We start from the raw sequence: 22,972 nt of genomic DNA, 5'->3' as shown, positions 1-22,972 counted from the left end.
CCCGGCATGAGAGAGCGTTTACATAAAAAACCTTCATGTAATCTATTGAAAAATTGATGTGATATGCTACACTTTGATGGTTCGTGACGTTGGTTTTCATACAGATGAAAGCCTGAAAAAAGAAAGCATGTGAGACGCGCAACAGGCCGGAATGTCCACATGCAACAAGGATAAAGAGTATAAAAAAAGAGAGGAGAAAAAAGTTTGAATTTTTCACAACTGAAAATGGAGTGGCTCGGAAACATTAAAGGGGACGTGCTGGCAGGGATTGTCGTTGCGCTCGCTTTAATACCGGAGGCAATTGCCTTTTCAATCATTGCCGGCGTAGACCCACAGGTTGGGCTTTATGCTTCTTTCAGTATGGCGGTAATGATTGCAATTGTAGGCGGAAGACCCGGGATGATCTCAGCAGCGACGGGCGCTATGGCTCTTTTGATGGTAACGCTGGTTGCTGATCATGGCCTGCAGCATCTGCTTGCGACCACCATATTGACTGGAATCATTCAGCTTCTGATTGGTTTCAGCGGACTGGCCCGCTGGATGAAATTCATTCCAAGGTCGGTGATGGTTGGTTTTGTGAATGCTCTCGCTATTCTGATTTTCCTTGCCCAAATAGAGCATTTCCGGGGAAATGGCTTTTGGCCATTTGTTCTGGCAGGTATTGCCCTTGCTATTATTTACCTGTTTCCTAAACTTACCGGCGCTGTGCCTTCAACGCTTGTAGCTATCATTGTCGTCAGCATGGTGACCGTGTTTGGAGGTATTAATGCCAGTACAGTAGGAGACATGGGCACGCTTCCAAGCTCCTTCCCTGTGTTTCTTCTTCCAGATATACCTCTGACGCTTGAAACGCTGATGATTATTCTGCCATACGCTCTGTCATTATCAGTCGTTGGTTTGTTGGAATCACTGCTGACTGCGACCATCGTAGATGATATGACAGATTCAGAAAGCAACAAGAACCAGGAAGCGCGCGGACAGGGGATTTCCAACGTCGTTACCGGCTTCTTCGGCGGTATGGCATCGTGCGCTATGATCGGGCAGTCGGTGATTAACGTAAAATCTGGCGGGAGAGGCCGGCTTTCTGCTTTTGTAGCAGGTGTATTCCTGCTGTTTCTGATCCTCGTGCTTCAGGGGCTTGTCGTTCAGATACCAATGGCAGCACTTGCAGGCGTTATGATTATGGTATCGATCAGCACATTCGACTGGGGCTCGCTTCCAATGCTTGCGAAAGCACCTAAGACCGACTCTATTGTTATGATCGTTGTGGTTGCTACAGTCGTGTATACGCATAATCTTGCGATCGGCGTGGTTGCCGGCGTTATTTTGAGTGCTGTGTTCTTTGCAGCCAAAATATCAAAGGTTCATGTGAGTAAAACCATTAAGGACGAAACGATCCGTGTGTACCATGTGGACGGCCCGTTGTTTTTCGCTTCAGTGACGGACTTTGTGAAGAGCTTTGATTACAAAGAGAATTTCGATAGAGTGGAAATTGATTTATCACGAACCCACCTTTGGGATGACTCTGCAGTCGAAGCGATTGAAAAGGTCAGACTGAAGTTTAAACAGGAAGGCACGAAAGTATACTTTACGAGCATTAACGAGGAAAGCTCAGAATTAATGCGCAAGCTGGAAGGAATGTCTTCCGGTCACTAAGAAATAAGTTAAGGATACAGAACTGTTAATGGAGAGGGGAATGTCTGTGTACCAAAAAGTATTACTCGCAGCAGATGGATCCGACCATGCCCGCCGTGCTTCAGGGCATGCGGTAAAGCTATTAAAAAATGTGCCGGACGGAAAATTGGATGTTATTTATATTATTGATAAAGATCAATCCAAATCGGACGTGCTGCATTACGGAAATAAAGAAATTATTCAGATGAAGCGTCGGGAACAGCTTGAAGATCTCGAAAACGACCTGAAAGAAGCAGGTATTTCTTATGAGGTTCATATCGAGCACGGGGAACCGGGGCCGACCATTGTCTCCTTTGCGAATAGCGGAGCGTATGACTGCCTTGTGATCGGGAGCCGGGGACTTAACCAGCTGCAGACGATGGTGCTTGGCAGCGTCAGCCACAAAGTGGTAAAGCGTGTGCAATGTCCGGTGCTTGTCGTAAAATAAAACCGTCTGCTGTGGCTTTTTACCACAGCAGACGGTTTTTTTATTGGATGCTTTTAGCGCGGCTCTGCTTTTCGTTTCGTGGAAGAGAGTACATAGTCATACACAGCCTGAGCGACTCCGTGATCATCATTATGACTCGTTTCTTCATCCGCAAGCAGCTTTACATCCTGTTCGGAATTTTCCATCGCGATGGCAGTATCGGCGTAGCGGAACATGGACACGTCGTTAAAGTTGTCACCGATCGCAAACGTGACCGCTTCCTCCCAGCCTGCCTGTATACGCAGGTGATGGAGACCGGCCCCTTTTTCGGTATTTGGGTGCATAAATTCCAGGTTGTCCCGGCCTGAAGATGTAATGGAAACGTCCTGGCGGATTTTCCACGCGCTTCGGACGGCAGCAAGCTTATCCTCGAGCGGGGAGAGCATCAAGAATTTATAAACGTGTACATCTTCGCCCTCAATGTCTTCGAGTGAGCGGAGCTGATGCATGTGGAAGCGCCCGGTATTGTATTCTTCTTTTCGTTTAAACTCTGCCATGCGGTCTTCATAGTCGTCGTCTTCTTTTACGAGCTCATGAGCATCCTCCATAAAATACTGCCAGCCCTTCGGCATATAAAACATGCCTTTGTTCGTGTAAACATGAAAATAGACGCCAAAGTCTTCAAGCGACCGCACGACGCGGAGTGCTGTTTCCTTTTCCATGACGTTTTCGTATACTACGGAGCGGCCCTGGTTTACGATGGCCCCGTTCAGCGAAACGATGCCATCAGCTTTAACTCCGGCGTCTTCAAGCAGATGCTCTACATCCTCAATTCCTCTGCCGGTGGCAATCACGAGCTTGTGTCCTTCAGCCCGCATCCGGTTTAACGCCTTGGCATTCTGCTCAGATATATATTTTTTTGAATGGAGAAGAGTTCCATCCATATCAATTGCTACTACGTTCATTCCTGTCACCTCTTATGTAACGCCCGGGGCGTCCGAATTATACATTCAGAATAACACGAAAGTTCAAATGAAAGTTAATAATAGTTGACGAATTGGCTGGAAGGAGCTATACTCCTTAATTGGAAGATAATTTGACAATCAAAAATGACTCGTATAATCGAACGAACTGGGTTCGATGTTTCTACCGGGAGCCGATTTTCCCGACTACGTGTCTCTGTGTGATCCTTCACGCAGGGGCACTTTTTTATGGTTAAAAATCATATATAGGAAACTAAAGGAGAATGGAATCATGCTAAAAAAATTATTTCAGCTGGAGGACCATCAGACAACGGTAAAAAAAGAATGGACGGCGGGCTTAACCTCCTTTTTTACCATTGCTTATATATTAATCGTCAATCCGGCTATTTTATCTGATACAGGAATGCCGTACGAATTCGCCCTACTGGCTACGGCGCTCGTGACAGCTTTTGGATGTCTGCTTATCGGGCTGTGGGGCAATGCCCCGATCATTTTGACACCGGGCATGGGAGTGAACGCTTTTTTCGCGTATACGCTCGTGATTGGAATGGGCTGGACGTGGCAGCAGGGGCTTGCCATTGTCCTTCTTTCAGGGGTTTTGTTTTTAATAACGGCGTTGACGCCGCTTGCAGGAAAGCTGGCAAAAGCGGTGCCGCTGTCGCTCAAGCAGGGCATCACAGTCGGTATCGGCGTGTTTTTAACCTTTATCGGCCTGCAAAAGGGCGGGCTCGTGCAGGGGGACGCGGAAACATTTGTCGCACTTGGCAATCTGGCAGAGCCATCTGCGATGCTGACGCTTTTTGGTCTCATAATCATGCTGATGCTTGTCGTCCGCAAAGTGAAGGGTGCTTTTCTCATCGGCATTGCTGTTATATCACTTGTCGCGGGGCTGTTTGGGCTCAGCAGCAGCGACGCTGGAGAAGCGGCGGCAGCTACCGGAGGCTACGCATCGGTATTTACTGCAGCTGACTTTTCCGCATGGTCGTCTATTCCGTTTTGGACGGCGGTTTTTTCTTTGACTATGATTATCGTTTTTGAAAGCATGGGGCTTTTACACGGCCTGCTGGAGCGGAAAGAAAAGTTTGGCCGTTCTTATCAGGCGGCAGCGGTTACGGCATTTGGCAGCGGCTTTCTCGGTACGTCGCCGACAATTCCAGCCGCAGAAAGCGCTGCGGGAGTGGCAGAAGGAGGGAAAACAGGACTGACGGCGGTCGTCACCGGCCTGCTGTTTTTAGTGGCTCTCCTCTTCACACCGCTCCTGGGATTTATTCCTGAAAGCGCGATTGCTCCTGTTCTGATTATTGTCGGGGGGATGATGGTGCAGGAAATCCGCCATATTTCCTTTGATGATGCCTCCGAATGGTTCCCGGCCTATTTGGTCATCGGGATCATCCCGCTTACGTACTCCATTGCGGATGGCATTGCCTTTGGCTTCATAGCGTACCCGCTGCTGAAAATGGCACTTGGAAGCCCGCGGGCCGTTTCGCCGGTCATGTACGCTATTTCATTTCTCTTTTTCCTTCATTATGTATTTACCTACATGGTGTAGCCCCCGCCTCCTGGGCGGGAATTTTTTATTGGCAGAAGCGGTAAAAACGCTTACGATAGATAAAGGAGATGCATACACCATAGAATTACATACATTTTTTCGAGGAAAAGAGATCCAATACGGGGGTACGTTGCGTAAGCTGAGTACATACCTCTTTTCCCGAGCATTTTGAAAAAAGGAGAAGGCCTATGTCGAAGTTATCGGATAACGATTTATATGAGCGCATACGAGAACGTGACAGAGAAGCGCTTGAACTTCTGTATGATCGTTACGAACGGCTGCTTTATTCATTTGCTTACCGGATGACTAAGGATCAGCAGATAGCCGAAGAGATCATGCAGGATGTTTTTATGAAAATATGGCAGGGGAAGGGAAGTGCCGTCTATCAGAAAGAAAAAGGCTCTCTTTCCTCCTGGCTGCTTACGATTACACGCAACGCCTCGATTGATGCCATTCGCCGGAGAAAACCGGAAGTGGAATGGGATCCGAGGGATTCAAAAGAGGAAACGACAGGGGTGGAAGAGCAGGTGGAGCTGAAAGAAAGCAACGAAGAGCTTGAACAGGCGATCGCGCTTCTTTCAGAGGACCAACAAAAAATTGTCCGCCTGTTTTATTTTCAGGGGCTGTCCCAGCGTAAGATTGCAGAATCCTGCGATATACCGCTTGGTACTGTAAAGGGCCGGATCAGGCTTGCCCTAAAGAAATTAAAAGAACACCTCTCCAGGGAACGGAGGGTTGATTATGGCGAGTAATAAACAAGACTGGTTGTTTGATTATATAAATGGTCTCTTGACTTCAGAAGAAGAACGGGAGTTTGAAGCCTGGCTTGAAACCGATGAGGAAACGAGGCAGGAGCTTGAGGAAATGCAGGCGATTATGGGAGAACTGCCCCAGCATATCGAACCGCAGGACCCGCCGGCCGGTATGAAAAACCGGGTTATGGAGCATGTCGTCGGAAGAGAGCCAAAAGAGGAAATCACGACGGCAAAACCAAAAAGAAAATGGAGCGCTTTGGCAGGCGCACTGGCCGCTGTACTGCTTGCTTCCATAGGCACGAACGTTTACCTTGGCACGCAGTGGCAGCAGGCAGCTGAAGAACGCGAAGAGCTCGCCGGAGACCTTGGAGAAATGCAAACGGCTCTTTCAGAGCTTGAAGATTCTTCACAGCAAACGGGTGAAGTGATTGCTTCCCAGGAATTTGCCGCGACAGAAAATTCGCAGGGAAGCGGGACGGTCACGCTGCTTAATACTGAACAGCAGGGCGAAATGGCTGTACACGTAGAAGGACTCGAAAACCTTAATAATAGTGAAGTCTACCAGGTGTGGATGATTGGAAGCGATCAGACGATTCCTGCCGGCTCCTTTACTACAAATGAAAATGGCAGCGGCTCCGTAGTTGTACCTTCAGATGCCGTTAATGAAGAGTGGGACGCTGTAGCGATCACAAAAGAACCTCAGCCAAACAATGAAACTCCGCAGGGAGAAGTGGTCCTCGAGGCTCCACTGTCCTAAGGGGCTGCGAAAAAACCGGAAGAAATTCCGGTTTTTTTGTATGTTCAGGCACGCTCCCGCCATGGGAGCAAAGCGCCGTAAAACAATAATAGTGCCCAAAGCACTCGCAATTTATGATCCAGTCATATATTTGTTTCGTTAGCTGAACGAAAATCTAATATAAAAGGGAAGCTGATCTATCATACCAATCTGAACTGCCTGCTGAAGCTTAACACTTTATGTTCAGAGAGGCTGCCCTTTAATGGGCAGTCTTTTTGTGTACAGGCATCAAAAATGGTATGTATAAGATACTAATAAAAGGGAAAAGAAACAATGCATGGAATAAGCTCATTAAGAAGGGAGAAAGTGAAACGGATGAACTGGAAAATAATCGCAGCCGCAGGGACGGCGCTTGTCGCCGCTGGGTGCTCCGGAGGCTCAGAAGAAAGTGAAACATCATGGGAGGAAAAGGATTGGGAGGAAATTGAGGAAGAAGCCGCTGGAACTACCGTGGAATTACATATGTGGGGCGGCGACCAGGGAACCAATGAATACATAGATGAGTGGGTGGCCCCGCGTCTGGAGGAGCAGTACGACATTACGCTGAATCGGAATCCGATTGAAACCGAAGACGCGCTGCAAAACCTTTATTCTGAAAAAGAAGCGGGAACCGAAGAAGGCACGATGGATATCATTTGGCTGAACGGCGAAAATTTCCGTAACGCAAAGGACAACGAGCTTTTATACGGCTCCTTTGCAAACGCTCTTCCGAACGTGGAGGATCATATTGATATGGAGGCTGATACAAACGCATACGATTTCGGCACGCCGGTGGAAGGAATGGAGGTACCCTGGGGTTCGGTGCAGTTTACCTTTATGTATGATACTGAAAAGGTTGATACTCCTCCAGACAGTATTGAAGAGCTGGCCGCCTGGGTGGAGGACAACCCGGGAGAGTTCACGTATCCGGAAGCGACTGACTTTACCGGGAATGCGTTTTTGCGCCATTTTATTTACAATAACGTCGAAGCCGAAGAAGTCATTGAACAGGGCTATGATGAAGAATGGATCGATGAACAAACAGGCAGTATGTGGGAGACTCTGCGGGAGATGGAGCCGGATTTATGGCGAGACGGCGAAACGTATCCGTCGTCGCTCAGCCAGCTGGACCGGCTGTACCGGGACGGCGAAGTGTCTATGACTATGGGCTATAACGAAGCAAGAGCGGAAAGCCTGATCCAGGACGGCACGTTTCCGGAAACAACGGATACCTTTGTGTTTGACAACAATTCGATCGGAAACACTCACTACCTGTCGATTCCATTTAACAGCACAAATGTGCCGGGAGCGATGACTGCGATCAATTATCTAGTGTCCCCGGAAGCCCAGCTGCAGAAACAGGCACCGTCGATGTGGGGGGACAGTACCGTGCTTGACCTTGATACGCTCTCAGAGGACATGCGCCAGGAATTTATTGAGCAGGACCGCGGCGATTCCGTGCTGGATACCGAAGTACTGAATGATGCTTATCAGCCGGAAATGGATGCGGGTTATGTAGAGTGGACCGAAGACCGGTGGGAAAATGAAATTGTTCAAAGGTAAAAGCATGATAGCTATGCTTTTACCGGCACTTCTTGCTACGGCAGGGCTTTCTTTCTACGCGGTCGCGGTACTGTGGATGCGGCTGGGCGCAGAAGAGAGTCCGTTAGCTGTCCTTAATGACGTAGCTTTGCTGCCTTCTTTTTGGGAAAGCATCAGCTTCAGTCTTGGAGTGACGACCGTCTCCACCCTTCTGTCTCTAGGGATCGGGGTGGCGGCCTCTAAGCTGCTGTTTGGGAAAAAGCGAAGCGCCGGCGCCGGGGCGCTGTTCTGGATTCCGATGGCTGTGCCCCATTTTGTGGGAGCGTATCTGGTCATCTGGTTTTTTTCACAAAGCGGGTGGACGGCGTCTCTCATGCAGCAGCTGGGATGGATCGATAATAGAACAGAGTTCCCCATCCTGACAAATGATACTGGCGGCATCGGCATTATTTTATCCTACATATGGAAAGAGGTGCCCTTCGTAGTACTGATGACAGCGCCGGTCTATCTGGAGATGAATAATTCGGTAAAGCATGCGGTGGCAACGCTTGGCGGCGGGCCATTCCGCAAGTTTAAGGACGGGGAATGGCCTTATTTAAAAGCAGTCACCCTGGAAACGGGAGTAATTCTGTTTGCGTTTGTATTCGGTGCCTTTGAAGTGCCGGGACTGGTGGGAGCGACCCGCCCGGAAATGATTGGTGTTACCATTTTTGAATGGTACAGCGGCGGTAACTGGGAGGAACGTCCTTATGCCTACGCAGTATCGGCCTGGATTGGCGTGGTATTCATTGCTCTTAGCGCTCTTCTAATGTGGTATACTCGCCGGCTTCGTATCCGGATATGGAGGGGGGAGTAGCATGAAAAGAAAAGCAGCGGCAGCCGCTTTTGCACTTTGCTTTGCAGTTCCTTTGCTTGCGCTCGTTGTACAGAGTTTTGCGGCGGAATGGCCGTTTGGGGAAATTTGGCCGCTGGCATGGACGCTTGATGGCTGGAGAGTGCCGTTTAGCGACCCGCTGCTTGCAGAGGCCTGGGGACGGACGATTCTTATTGCCCTTTGTGTGGCGGCTCTGAATCTGGTGATTGGCATGCCGGCGGCTAAAGCGCTTGTCGTCCGGGAATTCAGGGGAAAGGAACTGATAGATGCCATGCTTTTAATTCCTGTGCTTCTTCCCATCACAGCCCTTGCTGTCGGACTGCACATTTTTGCTTTGCAAAGCGGTACAGCAAATACATGGTACGGGGTCGCTTTTTTTCATCTGCTCCCGACACTTCCGTACACAATTCGTATCATTCGTGCCGGCTATGAGCGGATAGGAAGAAGCCAGTATGAACAATCGAGAAGCCTTGGCGGCGGGGCAGCTGCCAGATTTTTGCTGATTGAGTTTCCTCAGATGACTGCTTCTGTGCGTGCAGCTGTCTTTTTTGCAGTCGTTATTTCTGTCAGCCAGTTTGCCCTGACTGTTATTATAGGAGGAGGAACGGTTACGACCATGGCGGTATTGTATTATCCATACACAAACAGTGCGGCACCGTCAGCTGTCAGCGCCTTTTCGTTAATGGCAGTCGCGCTTCCGGCGGCAGTCGCGCTTGCTGCTGACGGAGTGCTCAGAGTCAGTACGAAAATTTTAAAATCGTGGTAGGGGTAGGGAAATATGTCATACGTGTCAGTTCAGAACGGAAGCAAGATCTATCAGGAAAACCAGGTGCTCCAGAACGTAAACCTCGAGCTGAAAGAGGGGGAAAATAGAAGCCTGGTCGGGAAATCCGGAACAGGAAAATCAACGCTTTTACGCTGCATCGCCGGTATCGATACATTTTCAAGCGGTACGGTAATAATTGATGGAGTAAATGTAAATGAAAGGCCGGCAGAGAAGCGCCCTGTCGTTTTAATGTTTCAGCAGCCGCTGCTTTTTCCTCATTTAACGATTCTGCAAAATGTTACGTACGGTTTGAGGATGAAGCGAATACCCAAAAAAGAACGCACAAAAGCCGGCAGGCAGCTACTCGAAAAAATGGAAATAGCGGAGCTTGAAGTACTGTATCCGTATCAATGCTCCGGAGGACAGCAGCAGCGTGTGGCTCTTGCAAGGGCAATAGCAGTAACGCCGAAAGTACTGCTGCTTGATGAACCATTTTCGAGCCTGGACAGTTCTTTACGTAAAACGATGCGCCGCTGGGTGAAAGGAATACTTGAGCAGGAGAACATCACCTCCATGTTTGTGACGCACGACCGGGAGGAGGCGTTCGACATGGGAGAGAGTGTCAGTGTCATGGCTGGCGGAGAAGTTATAGAAACAGGTGATAGAGACAAACTCATGCGGGTGCCGGAGCGAAAAGAGACCGCTTCGCTGCTTGCAGATGGATGGTGGTTTCCGGAGAAAGGCTTTGTCCCGGCTGAAGCTTTGCGGGTGACAAAGGAAGCGGGGAAGGATTATTTCGCAGCTGAGGCAGGGCCGGTAAAAAAACAGTACGGGCTGTGGATTCAGACGTTTTATGAAGTCGGAGGCGCCCAATCTGTGACCCTGGCTGTGAATGAACCATTTCGCGGAAGAACATTTATAACCCCGGCTTGAAAAGGAGGCAGCGTATGAGCATTAAAAGTATTATAAAATATGTTGTCTTTCTGACAGCTGTTGTGACAATCGCCTGGTTGAACGCCGAAGTGTTCCGGTTCTCGCCGCAGGCGGTAAGGGATGAAATTTTAATACTCGGTGCCTGGGCTCCTGTTATTTACATTGCGGCCTGTATGCTCCGGCCGCTTATTTTATTTCCAGCTTCGATTATGTCGCTTGCCGGCGGGCTCGCTTTTGGTCCGGCTGCAGGCGTGATATACATCTTAATTGGCGGGACCAGCGGGGCTCTGCTCGCATACGGAGTCGGGAGGCTGCTCGGGAAAGAATTGTTTCAGACAAAAATTAAAGGAAAAATGGAAGTCTGGAGAAGGAAGCTCGAAGCGGAAGGCTTCCGGGCAACGCTTTTGATGAGGCTTCTGCCCATATTGAATTTTGACCTTGTGAGCTACGTATGCGGACTGTCCAGAGTCCGACTGTCTTCCTATACCGCAGCTACCGTTATTGGACTGCTGCCGGGAGCAGTTGGCTACAGCTTTTTAGGCTCGGGACTGTTAACCGGGGAATGGAAATATATAGTGGGAGCGGTCAGCGTTTTTGCAGCTCTTTTAACCGTAGTTGTCATTTTACGGAAAAAAGGGTATGAAAATAATATAAACAATGTAAATGGGGATCTGCAATGATTGATACACACGCCCGGAAATGGGCAGACCCGGTCATAGACAAAACCGCCGATTGGTTTCTGAACCGGCGTTGGACAGCCAATCAGGTAACTGTTCTTGCATTTGGCATCGGGGTGCTTACAGGACCGCTTATTTATTTTGATGCTGCGTGGGCAGCCTTTATCTGCCTCTGGATTTCAGGGTTTTTAGACACCGTGGATGGTGCAATGGCGAGAAAAACCAGTCCGTCGGCGTTTGGAACGGTGCTTGATATTACGTTTGACCGCCTTGTGGAAGCGAGTGTTCTGCTTGGGCTGGCCTTCCGGTATCCGGATTTAATGTGGCTGCTGCTTCTGTTAAGTGTCTCCATACTGTTTTCGATTACCGTGTTTTTAACAGTGGGAAACATGTCAGAACGGAGCGGAATCAAATCGTTTTATTACCAGGCGGGACTAGCCGAGCGGACCGAGGGATTTATTTTGTTTTCCGTCATGATGCTTTTTCCGGCTATTTTACTTTATTCCACTGCTTTATTTTTATTTGTCGAAACATTTACCGCTCTGCAGAGACTGCTGGAAGCAAAACGATTATTAAAGGAGCAGGATGAAAATGCCGCAGATTGACTACGATTTAATAGTGCTTGGAGGCGGGTCCGGCGGGCTGACCGTGGCGTCCGGAGCGGCGCAGTTTGGCATGAGGACCGCTTTGGTCGACGACCGGGAAAACCTTGGAGGGGAATGCCTCCATGCCGGTTGTATACCGTCGAAAGCATTTGTGACCGTTGGAAGAGAAATACAGAACGCCCGGAAAGCAGCAGAAGAATTCGGTCTGCAGCTGGATGGAAACGCTGATTTTGAACGGGTGAAAGAAAGAGTGAGAAACGCGGTAGCCGATGTGCAGGAGCTTGATGATATAAGCGGATTCGAAGCGCTTGGGATTGATGTATACATGCGGCGCGGGGAATTTATGGATCCGCATCACCTGTACCTTGAGGATGGAAGTGTCCTTGGCGGAAAAAGAATCGTCATTGCTACCGGCTCGAGTCCGAATGTGCCTCCTATTGAAAATCTGGAGCTTCTGCCTTACTACACGAACGAAACGATTTTCGAGGCGGAGAAGCTGCCGGAAAAACTGGTGTGTGTCGGAGGCGGCCCGGTTGGTATGGAGCTTGCCCAGACGCTCGCACGAATCGGCTCTTCTGTGACGGCGGTAGACTCGGGGGATCGCATTTTCTCAAAAGAAGAAAAGGAAATTGCTGAACGGGCGCAGAAGGAATTAGAGAAGGACATCCATTTTATTCCCAACACCCGGGTGGTACGGCTCGAAAAAGAAAATGGGCGTGTGTATGCTGTTACAGAAGGAGAAACCGAACAGAAGATCGAAGCGGATGCGCTTTTGCTTGCGGCAGGGCGTGTGCCGAACACCAATAACATAGGATTAGAAAAAGCCGGTGTGAGGGTAAAGAAAGATAGGAGCATCGACGTCTCGGATACCATGCAGACGTCTGTGCCGCATATCTACGCCATTGGCGATGCAAGCGGAGGCTATATGTTTACGCACGCGGCCGGTATGGAAGGCCAGACGGTGGTCTCCAACGCTGTTTTTGGGCTGCGCCGGAAAATTAATTATAATGCGCTCCCCTGGGCGTATTATACTGAGCCGGAGATTTTTCATCTGGGTGTGACCGAAGAAGAAGCTAAACAGCTTGAAGGCGTAGACGCCCGTATTTACCGTATTGAAGGAAAACAGGTGGACCGGTTTCTGGCTGAAGGCGACCCGGTTCCTTTAGTGAAAATTATTACTGATCAAAAAGGAAACATCATCGGAGCGCATGCTGTCGGACGCCATGCGGCTGATTGGATGCAGCAGGTCACCGCAGCAAAAACGTGGAAGAAGAAGCTGCGTTCATTTTCGAGTGTGGTTTATCCGTATCCGGCTCATGGAGACATCGTGAAAAAAGCAGCGGATGAATACTGGCGGAAGGCTTTGTTTAACAGTCCGGTCAACAAGGTACTTAAAAAGTATGTAGCATGGTTTCGGTAATTGAAAAGACAGAGGAGGAAATACAGTGACTAAACGAGTAATATTCGTCGGAGCAGGCCACACCCATCTTTCCGTGATAAAAGAGTGGAAAAAAAAGAAAAAAGACGTAGAGTGGATTCTTATTTCCCCGGGACAGTACCAGTATTATTCAGGCATGTACTCAGGCTATATGGAAGGGCGCTACGCCATCGAAGACATCCGTGTTCCGCTTCGGTCATTCTGTAACGAAAACGGGGGCACGTTTGTTTCGGCCAAGGTTACTTCCATTGATCCGGAGCAGAATATTGTGCTCACCAATGCAGGTAAAGTTATGCATTTTGACTATTTGTCCGTAGATATCGGTGCCCAGCCAAAAGGGCTTGAAATTCCACATGTGCAAAAGCATGCGGAGGTCCTAAAAGCTAATGAAAACTTCTCGGAAGCAGTGGAAAGCATACGGACAAGCCATCACCCGGTTATTGTCGGCGGCGGTTATGCTGGAGTCGAGATGGCATTCACCACGCAGGCATGGAGAAGTAAAAACAAGCTTCAGGCGCCGGTGAAAATTATTTCGGGAAGTAAACTCCTTCCGGAAGACACAGAGGAAACGCGGCAGCAGGTGTATGATCTTCTTGATAAGAGAGGGATTGAATACTTTGAAAACGAAGAAGTGCACCAGGTGACAGACCGGACGGTGGAAACAGATTCGCTGTCCTTTCCTTATGAAGACCTGCTGTGGATGACCGGACCAAAAGCACCGGCCTGGTTTGAAGCCTCCCGGCTGCCGGTCGACAGCGAAGGCTATCTGCTCGTAAACGAACACCTGCAGTTAGTAGCGTATCCGCAAATATTCGGAGTGGGGGACTGCGTTACCATTGCCGGACATGAAGACATTCCGAAAAATGGAATATCGGCTGTTAAAGAAGCACCTGTGCTTCTTGAGAACATTAAGCGTTCCCTGAAAGGCAAAAAGCTGACCAAGTATTCGCCGCAAAAAAATTATATGGCGATTCTAAATCTCGGACGCAAGCAGGGGCTGATGATTTACGGTGACAAAGCCCGTGCAGGTAAAGCACCGTTTAAAATCAAGCACCGGATCGACAAAAAATTCATCAAAGAACTACAGCCCTCAAGAAAAGCGTAGATGCCCGATCAGGTGCGACAGGCACTTCCCGGCCGCGCAGAGCAGCCTGCTGCTCGTAGTCGGACGGAAAGTGACCCGAGCGGCTGGGCATCGAAGCTGGACAGGAAGAAAAGCGTAAGAAGCCGGTTAGTGACGCGGGATCTGGAAGCTCTTTTGCCAAGTGGTTCTTTCACTTGGAAAGAAGAGCTGAAGAGACCTGCCGCCACTGGCTTCTGAAGCTGGACAGAGAAAAGCGTAGATGCCCGCTGAAGGCATGAAATAAAAATCCTTTGTATAACGTAAAAAACGGAGTGCCTGGTGAAAAGGCAGTCCGTTTTGCTATCTTCCTACGTCGTCTGGCTGGAAACGAAATAGGAATTTTCGTGGAAGGAAATATCAGGATATTTGTCCTTTGCCATGTTTAACTGGAACTCATTTTCAAACAGAGCAACCAGCCGGTCGTTTCGGTCTAGAGCCAAATTCTTTTGTTTTCTGGCGAAGGTATTCATTGCCTCCGCTGGGCCGTCGACCCACCTGGCCACTGATAATGGAAGATTTTCCATCTTAATATGAGCGTTATATTCATTGTTCAGCCGGTGCTCGAGTACTTCGAACTGAAGCACACCGACTACTCCGACAATCTGCTGCTCCGGCACCCACTGATACGTTTTAAACAGCTGGATGGCCCCTTCCTCGGTTAATTGCTGAAGGCCTTTTTCAAATGATTTGTGCTTCATCGCATCTTTAACAGAAATCGAAGCGAAGTGTTCAGGAGAAAAGTGAGGCATTTCTTCAAAAGAGAAGGTGCCTGCTTCTGCAAGTGTGTCGCCAATCCGGAAGGTGCCCGGATCGTACAGACCGATAATATCGCCGGCGTAGGCTTCCTGAACGATACTGCGGTCCTTGGCAAGAAACTGCGTTGGCTGGTGCAGCTTCATGTTCTTGCCGATGCGGACGTGGTTGACCTGCATACCTGGAGAATATTTGCCCGATGTAATTCTCATAAAGGCAATCCGGTCGCGGTGTTTTGGATTCATGTTCGCCTGGATCTTGAAAATAAATCCGGAAAAATTGTCACTGAGCGGGGAAACGAAGCCCTGATCGCTTTCCCTTCCGACGGGAGCGGGTGCCCATTCCATGAAATACTCCAGGAAATTCTGCACTCCGAAATTTGAAACAGCGCTGCCGAAAAAGACAGGCGTGAGTTCACCACTTTTGATACGCTCTTCATCGTACGCATCCCCCGCTACATCAAGAAGCTCAATTTCCTCCTGAAAAGCAGCCAGGAGCTGTGGATCAATTCGCTCCTTCAGCTTAGGATCGTCGGTGCCGTTTACATAAACGACTTCCGTCTGGGACGGGGAATCCGGATTGAACCATTCTACTTTTTTGGCATGGCGGTCGTAGATACCGTGAAAGTCCTGGCCCATACCGATCGGCCAGTTAACCGGGTACGAACGGATACCTAAAATGTCTTCCATTTCTTCCATCAACTCGAACGGGTCCCGTCCCTGGCGGTCGAGCTTGTTAATAAAGGTGAAGATGGGAATGCCTCTCATGCTGCAGACCTTAAACAGCTTTTTAGTCTGTGCCTCGACCCCTTTGGCCGCGTCGATAAGCATGGTTGCCGAATCGGCTGCGGTCAGCGTACGGTACGTATCTTCGCTGAAGTCTTCGTGACCGGGAGTGTCGAGAATATTGATGCGGTGCCCTTCATAGTTGAACTCCATCACGGAGCTTGTGACAGAGATGCCGCGCTGCTTTTCGATTTCCATCCAGTCACTTGTGGCGTGACGCTGGTTTTTCTTTCCTTTAACGCTTCCGGCTTCGCGGATAGCGCCTCCAAAGTACAGAAGCTTTTCTGTTAAGGTCGTTTTCCCGGCATCCGGGTGCGAAATAATGGCAAACGTCTTTCGCGATTCGATTTCGTTTTTCCATGTAGCCATTCGTTATATCCATCCTTCGTTTAAATTTGCTGATCATCTGTCCGCGTTCGTAAGCACTCTTCCTATCTTAATAGATAATCTTCGTTTTCGGCAACAACGAGGAGGGGGCACTGCCATAGTAATTATTTCGATAAGATAAGTTTTAGATTTAATTAATGTAAAATGTAGGACAATAGCCGCAAAAATTTGTAAAATTCCTTTGAAATGTTTATTTTCAAGAAATTAATGGTAAAATTTTATTATAACGTTATCATTTATAAGAGGTGAATGACATGAGATTTAAAAGAACAGCCGTCGTCGGTGCTCTGTCAGCAACACTTATTTTCCCATTAACCGCTCTTGGACAGGATACATACATTGTAGAGTCCGGAGACACTTTAAATACGATTGCCGGGGAGCACGGAGTGAGTGTAGAAGCGCTCATGGAAGAAAACAGTAACATTCAGAACCCTAATGTGATTAATGTAGGCCAGAGCATTGCTATACCGGAAAGCGAAAGCAGCTCTTCAGAAAGCAGTTCAGCTGAAACCTCAGAGGCTGTCTCTTCTCAAAGTGAGTCAGAATTTGAACAGGAAGTGGTGCGGCTGACGAACGAAGTCCGGGCAGAGAACGGACTTGAGCCGGTGGAAGCAGACAGCTCCCTGCAAAGCGTAGCGGACGCAAAATCTCAGGACATGATTGAAAATGATTATTTTGCCCATGAGAGTCCGACATACGGCAGTCCTTTTGAAATGATGCAGGAATTCGGCGTCAGCTATGACGGAGCCGGAGAAAACATTGCAGCTGGACAGGACACGCCGCAGGATGTCGTGGATGCATGGATGGATTCACCGGGACACCGTGATAACATTTTAAATCCGGACTTCACGCATATCGCAATTGGCTATGAAGAAGGCGGAGAATACGGGCAATACTGGACGCAGATGTTTTTGGAAAAATAAAGAGTTAAGAGCGGCTGCCTTTTGGCAGGCGCTTTTTTTGTGTTTATGTCATGACAAAAAGCAGGCTTTTCCCATATGAAAAGTACCTGCTTTTTATTGAACCCATGCTTCAGCCCAGTCCTGGATCGCATTAATAACCGGCTCGAGATCCTCCCCCTTACTCGTCAGCTGGTATTGAACGCGCACAGGCTTTTCCGGAAAAACACTGCGTTCGACCACACCCTTTTCTTCAAGCTCCTTCAGCCGTTCTGTAATCAGTCGGTCGCTCATGTCCGGAATTTCTCTTTTTATATCTTTGAAGCGGAGCGGTCCCTGAAGAAGGACTAGGATCAACAGGCCCGTCCATTTTTTTCCGAGCAGCTCCGCTGCAAATTCATATTTTGGGCAGATGGAAGTCTTCTGCATAATAGTTCACCTCTTTATGAACATAGTACCACAAAATCATTGTTTCGTAGAGGAGGGGCTGGGGTATAGCTTGAAGGGTGAGTTGACAGTGCAGATTTTTTCATGTACTTTCGAAAAGTAAGTAACTTTATAAATATAAGTGATAGAGGTGTTTTTCGATGAGTAAAGTATTGGTACCATTTTATAGTTCCTATGGACATATACACGAAATGGCAAAAGCAGTAGCAAAAGGCGCGGAAGAAACAGGCGCAGAAGTAAGGATTGTAAGAATTCCCGAATCCCAAATGGCTAAGGAAGGAATGTCCACGCAGGATGCCTACGTAGAGGCGCAAAATAAACAGGCGGATATTCCTGAAGCTACAACAGACGATCTCGTATGGGCTGACGGCGTTGTATGGGGTATTCCTACACGCTTTGGCAATATGCCGGCACAGGTGAAGCAATTTATGGATGCAGCTGGCGGCCTTTGGGCCAACGGTTCACTTGAAGGCAAGGTAGCAGGCATCTTTACGAGTACAAATACAGCTCACGGCGGTCAGGAAACAACAATTATCACGTCGGTCGTGCCGCTTCTTCATTTCGGGTTCATCTTTGTCGGTCTTCCTTATGGAGAGAATCCGGAAATGGCTGAACGCGACTTTGTCGGCGGAACGCCGTACGGTGCTTCTACGCTTGCTGGTCCGGACGGAACACGGATGCCAAGCGAAGGCGAGTTGACAATGGGCGGCCGTTTAGGTGCCCGCGTGGCCAGAGTCTCAGAGAAGCTTAGCAATTAAGAGAAAGCAAAAAAGCGTCCGCATGTGCGGGCGCTTTTTTTATATCTGGCGTTAATTACTGCCGTAAAGCTCGGAAGGATCCGTTGCTTCTATAGGCTGGTCGATTTCACGGTGGCCGTAAAAGTCTGTGACGACTTCGCCGTCAATGAGAATCTGAGTCTGACCGTATCCAAACTGGTCCATGAGCGCTGCCAGCTGTTCTACAAATGCGAGCTCGAGAGTACTGCCGACTGTAGTAGCGTCAAGGACGGAAGGCTCGAAGGAAACATAGGCAGTATTGTCTTTAAATTCCACAAACTGTACTTCGGTCTCCACTGGAAGCGGACTTGTGGCATCCTCTGTTTCAGGGCCGTCGAGCCATGCCTGCATAGCTTCAAACGGCAGGTCGTTTTCAGATGCTGCTTCCAGGCTTCGGTTTTCAGAAATTGTTTCCATTAAATCACCGTCGAGGTAGTAAACAGTCACTTCCTCTGTGACAGCCTCTTCCTCCCCGGAAGCTGAAGTGCTGTTTGCTTCTGTATCTGTAGTTTCGGCAGTCTCTGTGGAGCCTGATGGGGCTTCTTCTTCGCTGTTGGTGGTATCTTCAGAAGCACTTTCTTCTACCGCTTCTTCTTCGCTGTTGGCTGTGTCTTCAGAAGCGTTTTCTTCTGCCGCTTCATTTTCAGGTGAAGTGTCTTCGCTGGCAGTGTCTGCGGAGTCCGGGTTCTCCTCTTCATTTTCTGCGACAGCTTCTTCTGTAGTTGCGCTGTCTTCTGCTTCTTCCTTCTCCCCAGCTTTGGAAGCAGTCTCTTTATCTGTCTGCTCTTCATTTTTTGTGGTGTCACTTTCTGCTTTCTCTTCTTCGTTGGCTTCAACAGATGCTGTCTCCGTTGCTTTTTCATTGTTTTCTTCATTTCCGCTATTTTCGGTACCGCAGGCACTGAGAGTAATAATAGCTGTGGCAGCAACTGCTAAAAATGAGAATCTTTTCATGGAATCCCCCCAGGTCGAATATTAAATTTAGTTTACAAATAATACAATGTTGTTACATAATTATACCATGTTTCAAAATAAAGAAAGGTTCAAATCCCCCAAATGAACATAAACAGGACTTTACTAATGTTAAACCAGAGCATGAAAGCGGCGGGGGGTTTTTCAGAAAAAGACGCGGAAATGCTATAATAGTGCGAAGTATTTTGCTAATATCTTATGAGGCATCAGCATAAGAATGAAACTTTGAATATACATAAACAGAAAACGGGTGGAAACGTAATTCTATTTTCCGTTTCTATTAATAAAATTACCGGTGTAACTAATAAAGACAGGGAACGTCTACATTAAGGAAGTGTTCATCATGCATGATGAGTTTGAAAGGCTATATGAACAATATCATCACTCCCTTTTCCAATATTTATTTTATATGGTCCGAGATCGTGAAACAGCTGAGGAGCTTGTCCAGGAAGTTTACATTAAAGTGCTGCATTCCTTTGAAACATTTGAAGGCAAAAGCAGTGAAAAAACCTGGCTTTATTCCATTGCCAGACATGTTGGCATAGACTGGATCCGCAAGCAAAACAGAAAAAAGCGGAAATGGCTGGGAGTGCTTGGTCCTTTATCAAAAGAAGAAATGCGGGACCCAGCTCCTCTTCCTGATGAGATTCTTACTGCAAAAGACGATGTGCGTGAAATTTATGAATGCATGAAAGCATGCTCTGCGGATCAGAGGCAGGTGCTTATACTGCGTTACGTGGAATCGCTCTCGATCAAAGAAGCAGCTGAAGTGCTCGGGTGGTCGGAGAGTAAAGTGAAAACGACCCAGCACCGGGCCGTGAAAAAAATACAGGAGCTAATGGAAAGCAGGGAAAATTTAGAAGAAAGGAGGGCAGGAGATTGAAGAAGCATAATCGTTCCAGGGAACGGATTGAACATTCATTAAAGCAAATGCCCCGTGTGAAGGATAAACGATCCAAAAATGAAATCTATCATAATATTCAGGATCGGCTGGACTCAAAGAAAAGACACCGTACGCACCGGCGCTGGCCAGTTCCTGTTTTTACATCGGCGGCAGTTCTCCTACTCGCAATACTTATCGTTCCGGGAATATGGTGGACTTCGAATCAGACGGCTTCCCCTTCTCAAGAAGAAAACGCTGAAGACGAGAATGAGGCCGGAGATTCAGAGTCAGCCGAACAGCATGAATCGGAAAATACTGCTGAAAACGATACAGACAGCAGAGAAGATGAAGAGCCTGAGCCGGCAGAGAGCGGCACAGAAGATGCCCCGCCAAAGATTCAGGAGGATACGGAAGAAAGCGGTGAAATGCCGGGTGGTTATGTAGCCGCGCTTACGAAGGAAGAAGGCAGCGGCGGTGTGAACGCTGTGACTATCCCTTTTGAAAGTGCCCGGGGAGCGGTTATTGTCCCGTTAACGTTTGTAGCAGAAGCGGACCTAAAAGAGCTTTTGAGCTTTATCACTGAAGAAGTGGACGGCAATGAATTCGGGCTCGGCCCTGCTATGACCGAAAAGGTATCCTGGGAGAATGCAGAGAATGGCAGTCTCGAAGCGGCAGTATCCTCTGAAACCACGGCTTTGGAATCCGGACAGATCGAACGCGGCATTGAAGAGCTCGCCCGTTATTTGGGGGAAAAAGATATAGAAGTATCAAATATACCCGATGAAGGCAGTGGAAGTGAAGAAGAAATAAATGTCCGGGATATTGATGAGAATCGCGGCTATTATTTATATGATGTAAATGACGCCTCTTATTTAGTGACTGGTGAAGGAGCGGGTGTTTCTACTACGAATGAAAATGGGAGTCTGCTATCTTTAGAGGAAACGCTGGCGAAAATGAATGAAGGACCTGAAATTTCAGAAGTGAGAGCTCCGATCCCTGGCTCTCTTACTGTAGGAAATGTGGAAGGCGAAGGAGAATCAGTAACTATTACTCTGAGTGGCTCGCTCGAAGATGCGTCTGGCGAGGAGCAGGCGATGATTGATGCGGTGGGGCTGGCGGCAGCGGATTTTGGGTATGAAACCATAAAATTTATCTCTGAGAACAGTGACACTCTCGGAGAAGTTCCGCTGAACCAAAAATGGGAAGTCCCTGCAGCACCTAATACAATTGAGTGGAAAGCAAGCTGATTAAAAATTTATTGGAGAGTGTAGGAAATTCCCAATTATTTCATGTATAATAACAATGTACATTTTGAATACATTGGAGGCCGCTTAACTCATGGAATATGATGCCAATATTAAAAACAGACTCCGCCGTGTCGAAGGGCAGGTGCGGGGTGTTCTTCGAATGATGGAAGAAGGGCAGGACTGCCGGGACACCGTAGGACAGATGTCAGCTGCACGTTCTGCAATGGACCGTGCGATTGGCGTAATTGTCAGTGAAAATCTGGAGCAGTGCATGCGCGAACAAATGGAGCGCGGAGAAGACACCAATGAATCTGTCCAGGAAGCTATCAATCTGCTTGTGAAAAGCAGATAAACGAAAAAGAGGCCACTTCTGCGGGAAGGGGCCTCTTTTCTATCTGGGGAAGCGGTTGTTATATAGAGATGAAAGCATGCTTTTGCCGCGCCACTGTTCAGCTTCTTCCGCTTTTGTTTGTCCAGCTACGCCCCGCAGTCGCTTATTCCGTTGGCCACCCTGGCTTCCTTGGCTCTGGCCAAGTCCAGCCAGGGAACAGGCCAGTCGGATAAGACTCCTGTGCCGCGGGGCTTCGCTTTTCTTGATGTCCAGCTTCAATGCCCAGCCTCTCGGAATTACTTTCCGTCCGACTTCGAGCAGCGGGCTGCTCTGCGCGGCCGGGAAGTATCCTTCGCGGATCTCGGGGCATTTCCGCTTTTCTTGATGTCCAGCTCCAGAAGCCAGTGACGGCAGGTCTCTTCAGCTCTTCTTTCCAAGTGAAAGAGCCACTTGTCAAAAGAGCCTCCAGATCCCGCGTCACTGTTCAGCTTCTTCCGCTTTTCTTTTTACATTAACGCTGCGATGACGAGCTGCAGCACACGTAAAAGAACGGCCCCAACAATGACGTAGGCGACAATTAGGGCGATTCGTCTTCCTGCTTTCTGGGCAGTCACCGCGCGTACTTTCCGGCGCGGTCTGCGGCTCCCGGAAGAAGGTCCATAGCCTTGAGAGAAATAAAATGGGACTACATTTTTTAAGAACAAAGGAATCAGCCCGAATCCAGCGACGAATCCAAATACGTGTGCCCATATATTGACTCCGGAATTCAGCAAAGTGAATACCATGCCTATCACAAGAAGAACCACAACTATCTGGGCGCTTGAAGGGTCAATAAGGTGCCGGCGGTTCATCATAATAAATACATAAGCGCCAAACAGGCCGTAAATAGCTCCGGAGGCCCCAAGGTGTGAAAGGTAAAGCGAACCAAAAAACAGCGTAGCAATATTTCCAATGACTCCGGCTGTTAAATAAAATGCCAGAAATTTGAGGCGGCCGAGCATGAATTCAAGCGGCGGTCCGAACAGCAGCAAAGCAAAGGAGTTAAAAAGCACGTGCCCCAAAGACGTATGTAAAAACACTGGAGTAAGAAGGCGCCAGTAGTCTCCGCTCTGAATAGCGAAGTTGTTGCCGACCATTAAATAATAGACAACTTCCCCGAACGGAATCAGACCGTTCGTTAATTCCGAAAGATTCACCCAGAAAAACAACAGCAGGTGGATCGCTAATATTACTGAAATTACAGGGTAGCGTCTTATAAATGTAGAAAAAGTCTCGTGGCGGATAAACAAGTGGGTTAGTCCCCTTTCTGTTGACGGGTATACTAAATCGTATAAGTATGTACGGTCAGTGTAGCATGAATAAATAAAGGAA

Annotated in this window: 23 protein-coding genes and 1 riboswitch; of the genes, 18 read left to right on the top strand and 5 right to left on the bottom strand. The window is 48.4% G+C overall.

All coding sequences use genetic code 11. The features are described 5' to 3' along the window. The first annotated feature begins 204 nt into the window (after positions 1–204). Together Q0757_RS10665 and Q0757_RS10660 are read left to right on the top strand one after the other, a co-directional pair. Positions 205–1,656 (top strand): SulP family inorganic anion transporter, encoded by a 1,452-nt coding sequence (locus tag Q0757_RS10665; RefSeq protein WP_298787110.1) that lies wholly within the window; start codon positions 205–207, stop codon positions 1,654–1,656. 46 nt (positions 1,657–1,702) lie between these two features. Beyond that, positions 1,703–2,122, top strand: coding sequence for a universal stress protein (locus Q0757_RS10660; RefSeq protein ID WP_298787108.1), 420 nt, complete (start codon positions 1,703–1,705; stop codon positions 2,120–2,122). Positions 2,123–2,175: 53 nt separating this feature from the next. Here the strand turns inward: Q0757_RS10660 and Q0757_RS10655 are convergent, their stop codons facing one another. After that, positions 2,176–3,066 (bottom strand): Cof-type HAD-IIB family hydrolase, encoded by an 891-nt coding sequence (locus Q0757_RS10655; RefSeq protein ID WP_298787106.1) that lies wholly within the window; start codon positions 3,064–3,066, stop codon positions 2,176–2,178. A gap of 129 nt (positions 3,067–3,195) precedes the next feature. Beyond that, a riboswitch (purine riboswitch) is annotated at positions 3,196–3,293 on the top strand. 62 nt (positions 3,294–3,355) lie between these two features. On the opposite strand from Q0757_RS10655, the gene Q0757_RS10650 reads away from it, so the two are divergent. The 11 genes from Q0757_RS10650 (at position 3,356) to Q0757_RS10600 (ending at position 14,103) form a co-directional block, all read left to right on the top strand. Continuing rightward, complete coding sequence (locus Q0757_RS10650) at positions 3,356–4,633, top strand: NCS2 family permease (protein ID WP_298787104.1); 1,278 nt, start codon at positions 3,356–3,358, stop codon at positions 4,631–4,633. Positions 4,634–4,821: 188 nt separating this feature from the next. Continuing rightward, positions 4,822–5,385 carry an RNA polymerase sigma factor gene (locus Q0757_RS10645; RefSeq protein WP_298787102.1) on the top strand — a complete coding sequence of 188 codons (564 nt, stop codon included), beginning with the start codon at positions 4,822–4,824 and terminating at the stop codon, positions 5,383–5,385. After that, positions 5,375–6,145: an anti-sigma factor domain-containing protein gene (locus tag Q0757_RS10640; protein ID WP_298787100.1), complete on the top strand. Its 771-nt coding sequence runs from the start codon at positions 5,375–5,377 to the stop codon at positions 6,143–6,145. Before Q0757_RS10645 ends, Q0757_RS10640 begins: the two co-directional genes overlap by 11 nt. Positions 6,146–6,499: 354 nt before the next feature. Then, positions 6,500–7,726: an ABC transporter substrate-binding protein gene (locus Q0757_RS10635; RefSeq protein WP_298787098.1), complete on the top strand. Its 1,227-nt coding sequence runs from the start codon at positions 6,500–6,502 to the stop codon at positions 7,724–7,726. After that, on the top strand, positions 7,707–8,561 hold the full coding sequence (locus tag Q0757_RS10630) for an ABC transporter permease subunit (RefSeq protein ID WP_298787096.1): 855 nt from the start codon (positions 7,707–7,709) through the stop codon (positions 8,559–8,561). The genes Q0757_RS10635 and Q0757_RS10630 overlap by 20 nt, the downstream gene beginning before the upstream one ends. A gap of 1 nt (position 8,562) precedes the next feature. Further along, the gene (locus Q0757_RS10625; RefSeq protein ID WP_298787094.1) at positions 8,563–9,345 is read left to right on the top strand and encodes an ABC transporter permease; all 783 of its coding nucleotides are present in this window, start codon (positions 8,563–8,565) and stop codon (positions 9,343–9,345) included. 12 nt (positions 9,346–9,357) lie between these two features. Next, positions 9,358–10,278, top strand: a complete 921-nt coding sequence (locus tag Q0757_RS10620; RefSeq protein WP_298787092.1) for an ABC transporter ATP-binding protein — start codon at positions 9,358–9,360, stop codon at positions 10,276–10,278. A gap of 14 nt (positions 10,279–10,292) precedes the next feature. Then, on the top strand, positions 10,293–10,958 hold the full coding sequence (locus tag Q0757_RS10615) for a TVP38/TMEM64 family protein (protein ID WP_298787090.1): 666 nt from the start codon (positions 10,293–10,295) through the stop codon (positions 10,956–10,958). Continuing rightward, a complete protein-coding gene (locus tag Q0757_RS10610; RefSeq protein ID WP_298787088.1) occupies positions 10,955–11,560 on the top strand; it encodes a CDP-alcohol phosphatidyltransferase family protein in 606 nt (201 codons plus the stop codon). Before Q0757_RS10615 ends, Q0757_RS10610 begins: the two co-directional genes overlap by 4 nt. Further along, entirely contained in the window at positions 11,547–12,980 is a 1,434-nt protein-coding gene (locus tag Q0757_RS10605) for an NAD(P)/FAD-dependent oxidoreductase (protein ID WP_298787086.1), read from the top strand. Before Q0757_RS10610 ends, Q0757_RS10605 begins: the two co-directional genes overlap by 14 nt. A 25-nt stretch (positions 12,981–13,005) precedes the next feature. Beyond that, positions 13,006–14,103 (top strand): NAD(P)/FAD-dependent oxidoreductase, encoded by a 1,098-nt coding sequence (locus tag Q0757_RS10600; protein ID WP_298787084.1) that lies wholly within the window; start codon positions 13,006–13,008, stop codon positions 14,101–14,103. Between the two features lie 326 nt (positions 14,104–14,429). Here the strand turns inward: Q0757_RS10600 and Q0757_RS10595 are convergent, their stop codons facing one another. Continuing rightward, positions 14,430–16,028, bottom strand: a complete 1,599-nt coding sequence (locus tag Q0757_RS10595; protein ID WP_298787082.1) for a peptide chain release factor 3 — start codon at positions 16,026–16,028, stop codon at positions 14,430–14,432. Between the two features lie 272 nt (positions 16,029–16,300). On the opposite strand from Q0757_RS10595, the gene Q0757_RS10590 reads away from it, so the two are divergent. Further along, a complete protein-coding gene (locus tag Q0757_RS10590; RefSeq protein WP_298787080.1) occupies positions 16,301–16,969 on the top strand; it encodes a CAP domain-containing protein in 669 nt (222 codons plus the stop codon). A 93-nt stretch (positions 16,970–17,062) separates the two neighbouring features. On the opposite strand, the gene Q0757_RS10585 is transcribed toward Q0757_RS10590, so the two are convergent. Further along, positions 17,063–17,374 carry a helix-turn-helix domain-containing protein gene (locus Q0757_RS10585; RefSeq protein WP_298787078.1) on the bottom strand — a complete coding sequence of 104 codons (312 nt, stop codon included), beginning with the start codon at positions 17,372–17,374 and terminating at the stop codon, positions 17,063–17,065. A gap of 158 nt (positions 17,375–17,532) precedes the next feature. On the opposite strand from Q0757_RS10585, the gene wrbA reads away from it, so the two are divergent. Further along, complete coding sequence (gene wrbA / locus Q0757_RS10580; protein WP_298787077.1) at positions 17,533–18,150, top strand: NAD(P)H:quinone oxidoreductase; 618 nt, start codon at positions 17,533–17,535, stop codon at positions 18,148–18,150. A 51-nt stretch (positions 18,151–18,201) separates the two neighbouring features. Here wrbA and Q0757_RS10575 read toward each other — a convergent pair whose 3' ends face one another. After that, positions 18,202–19,122, bottom strand: coding sequence for a GerMN domain-containing protein (locus Q0757_RS10575; protein WP_298787076.1), 921 nt, complete (start codon positions 19,120–19,122; stop codon positions 18,202–18,204). Between the two features lie 361 nt (positions 19,123–19,483). On the opposite strand from Q0757_RS10575, the gene Q0757_RS10570 reads away from it, so the two are divergent. From Q0757_RS10570 to Q0757_RS10560, 3 genes are all read left to right on the top strand, one after another. Then, positions 19,484–20,023 (top strand): RNA polymerase sigma factor SigX, encoded by a 540-nt coding sequence (locus Q0757_RS10570; RefSeq protein WP_298787075.1) that lies wholly within the window; start codon positions 19,484–19,486, stop codon positions 20,021–20,023. Continuing rightward, entirely contained in the window at positions 20,020–21,270 is a 1,251-nt protein-coding gene (locus Q0757_RS10565; RefSeq protein WP_298787073.1) for a hypothetical protein, read from the top strand. The genes Q0757_RS10570 and Q0757_RS10565 overlap by 4 nt, the downstream gene beginning before the upstream one ends. A 91-nt stretch (positions 21,271–21,361) precedes the next feature. Beyond that, positions 21,362–21,622, top strand: coding sequence for a metal-sensitive transcriptional regulator (locus Q0757_RS10560; protein ID WP_022792597.1), 261 nt, complete (start codon positions 21,362–21,364; stop codon positions 21,620–21,622). Positions 21,623–22,107: 485 nt separating this feature from the next. On the opposite strand, the gene Q0757_RS10555 is transcribed toward Q0757_RS10560, so the two are convergent. Further along, positions 22,108–22,890, bottom strand: coding sequence for a rhomboid family intramembrane serine protease (locus Q0757_RS10555; RefSeq protein WP_298787067.1), 783 nt, complete (start codon positions 22,888–22,890; stop codon positions 22,108–22,110). Positions 22,891–22,972 lie beyond the last annotated feature (82 nt).

The sequence above is a fragment of the uncultured Marinococcus sp. genome (genome assembly GCF_947493875.1).
GTDB lineage: Bacteria > Bacillota > Bacilli > Bacillales > Marinococcaceae > Marinococcus.
Note: the sequence above shows the minus strand (reverse complement) of the source record. Positions and strands in the feature narration are given on the sequence as shown.

Coding starts and splice junctions, on each gene's coding strand:
- Q0757_RS10655 (WP_298787106.1), bottom strand. CDS start 3,066: ATGAACGTAGTAGCAATTGATATGGATGGAACTCTTCTCCATTCAAAA.
- Q0757_RS10650 (WP_298787104.1), top strand. CDS start 3,356: ATGCTAAAAAAATTATTTCAGCTGGAGGACCATCAGACAACGGTAAAA.
- Q0757_RS10645 (WP_298787102.1), top strand. CDS start 4,822: ATGTCGAAGTTATCGGATAACGATTTATATGAGCGCATACGAGAACGT.
- Q0757_RS10640 (WP_298787100.1), top strand. CDS start 5,375: ATGGCGAGTAATAAACAAGACTGGTTGTTTGATTATATAAATGGTCTC.
- Q0757_RS10635 (WP_298787098.1), top strand. CDS start 6,500: ATGAACTGGAAAATAATCGCAGCCGCAGGGACGGCGCTTGTCGCCGCT.
- Q0757_RS10630 (WP_298787096.1), top strand. CDS start 7,707: ATGAAATTGTTCAAAGGTAAAAGCATGATAGCTATGCTTTTACCGGCA.
- Q0757_RS10625 (WP_298787094.1), top strand. CDS start 8,563: ATGAAAAGAAAAGCAGCGGCAGCCGCTTTTGCACTTTGCTTTGCAGTT.
- Q0757_RS10620 (WP_298787092.1), top strand. CDS start 9,358: ATGTCATACGTGTCAGTTCAGAACGGAAGCAAGATCTATCAGGAAAAC.
- Q0757_RS10615 (WP_298787090.1), top strand. CDS start 10,293: ATGAGCATTAAAAGTATTATAAAATATGTTGTCTTTCTGACAGCTGTT.
- Q0757_RS10610 (WP_298787088.1), top strand. CDS start 10,955: ATGATTGATACACACGCCCGGAAATGGGCAGACCCGGTCATAGACAAA.
- Q0757_RS10605 (WP_298787086.1), top strand. CDS start 11,547: ATGCCGCAGATTGACTACGATTTAATAGTGCTTGGAGGCGGGTCCGGC.
- Q0757_RS10595 (WP_298787082.1), bottom strand. CDS start 16,028: ATGGCTACATGGAAAAACGAAATCGAATCGCGAAAGACGTTTGCCATT.
- Q0757_RS10590 (WP_298787080.1), top strand. CDS start 16,301: ATGAGATTTAAAAGAACAGCCGTCGTCGGTGCTCTGTCAGCAACACTT.
- Q0757_RS10585 (WP_298787078.1), bottom strand. CDS start 17,374: ATGCAGAAGACTTCCATCTGCCCAAAATATGAATTTGCAGCGGAGCTG.
- wrbA (WP_298787077.1), top strand. CDS start 17,533: ATGAGTAAAGTATTGGTACCATTTTATAGTTCCTATGGACATATACAC.
- Q0757_RS10575 (WP_298787076.1), bottom strand. CDS start 19,122: ATGAAAAGATTCTCATTTTTAGCAGTTGCTGCCACAGCTATTATTACT.
- Q0757_RS10570 (WP_298787075.1), top strand. CDS start 19,484: ATGCATGATGAGTTTGAAAGGCTATATGAACAATATCATCACTCCCTT.
- Q0757_RS10560 (WP_022792597.1), top strand. CDS start 21,362: ATGGAATATGATGCCAATATTAAAAACAGACTCCGCCGTGTCGAAGGG.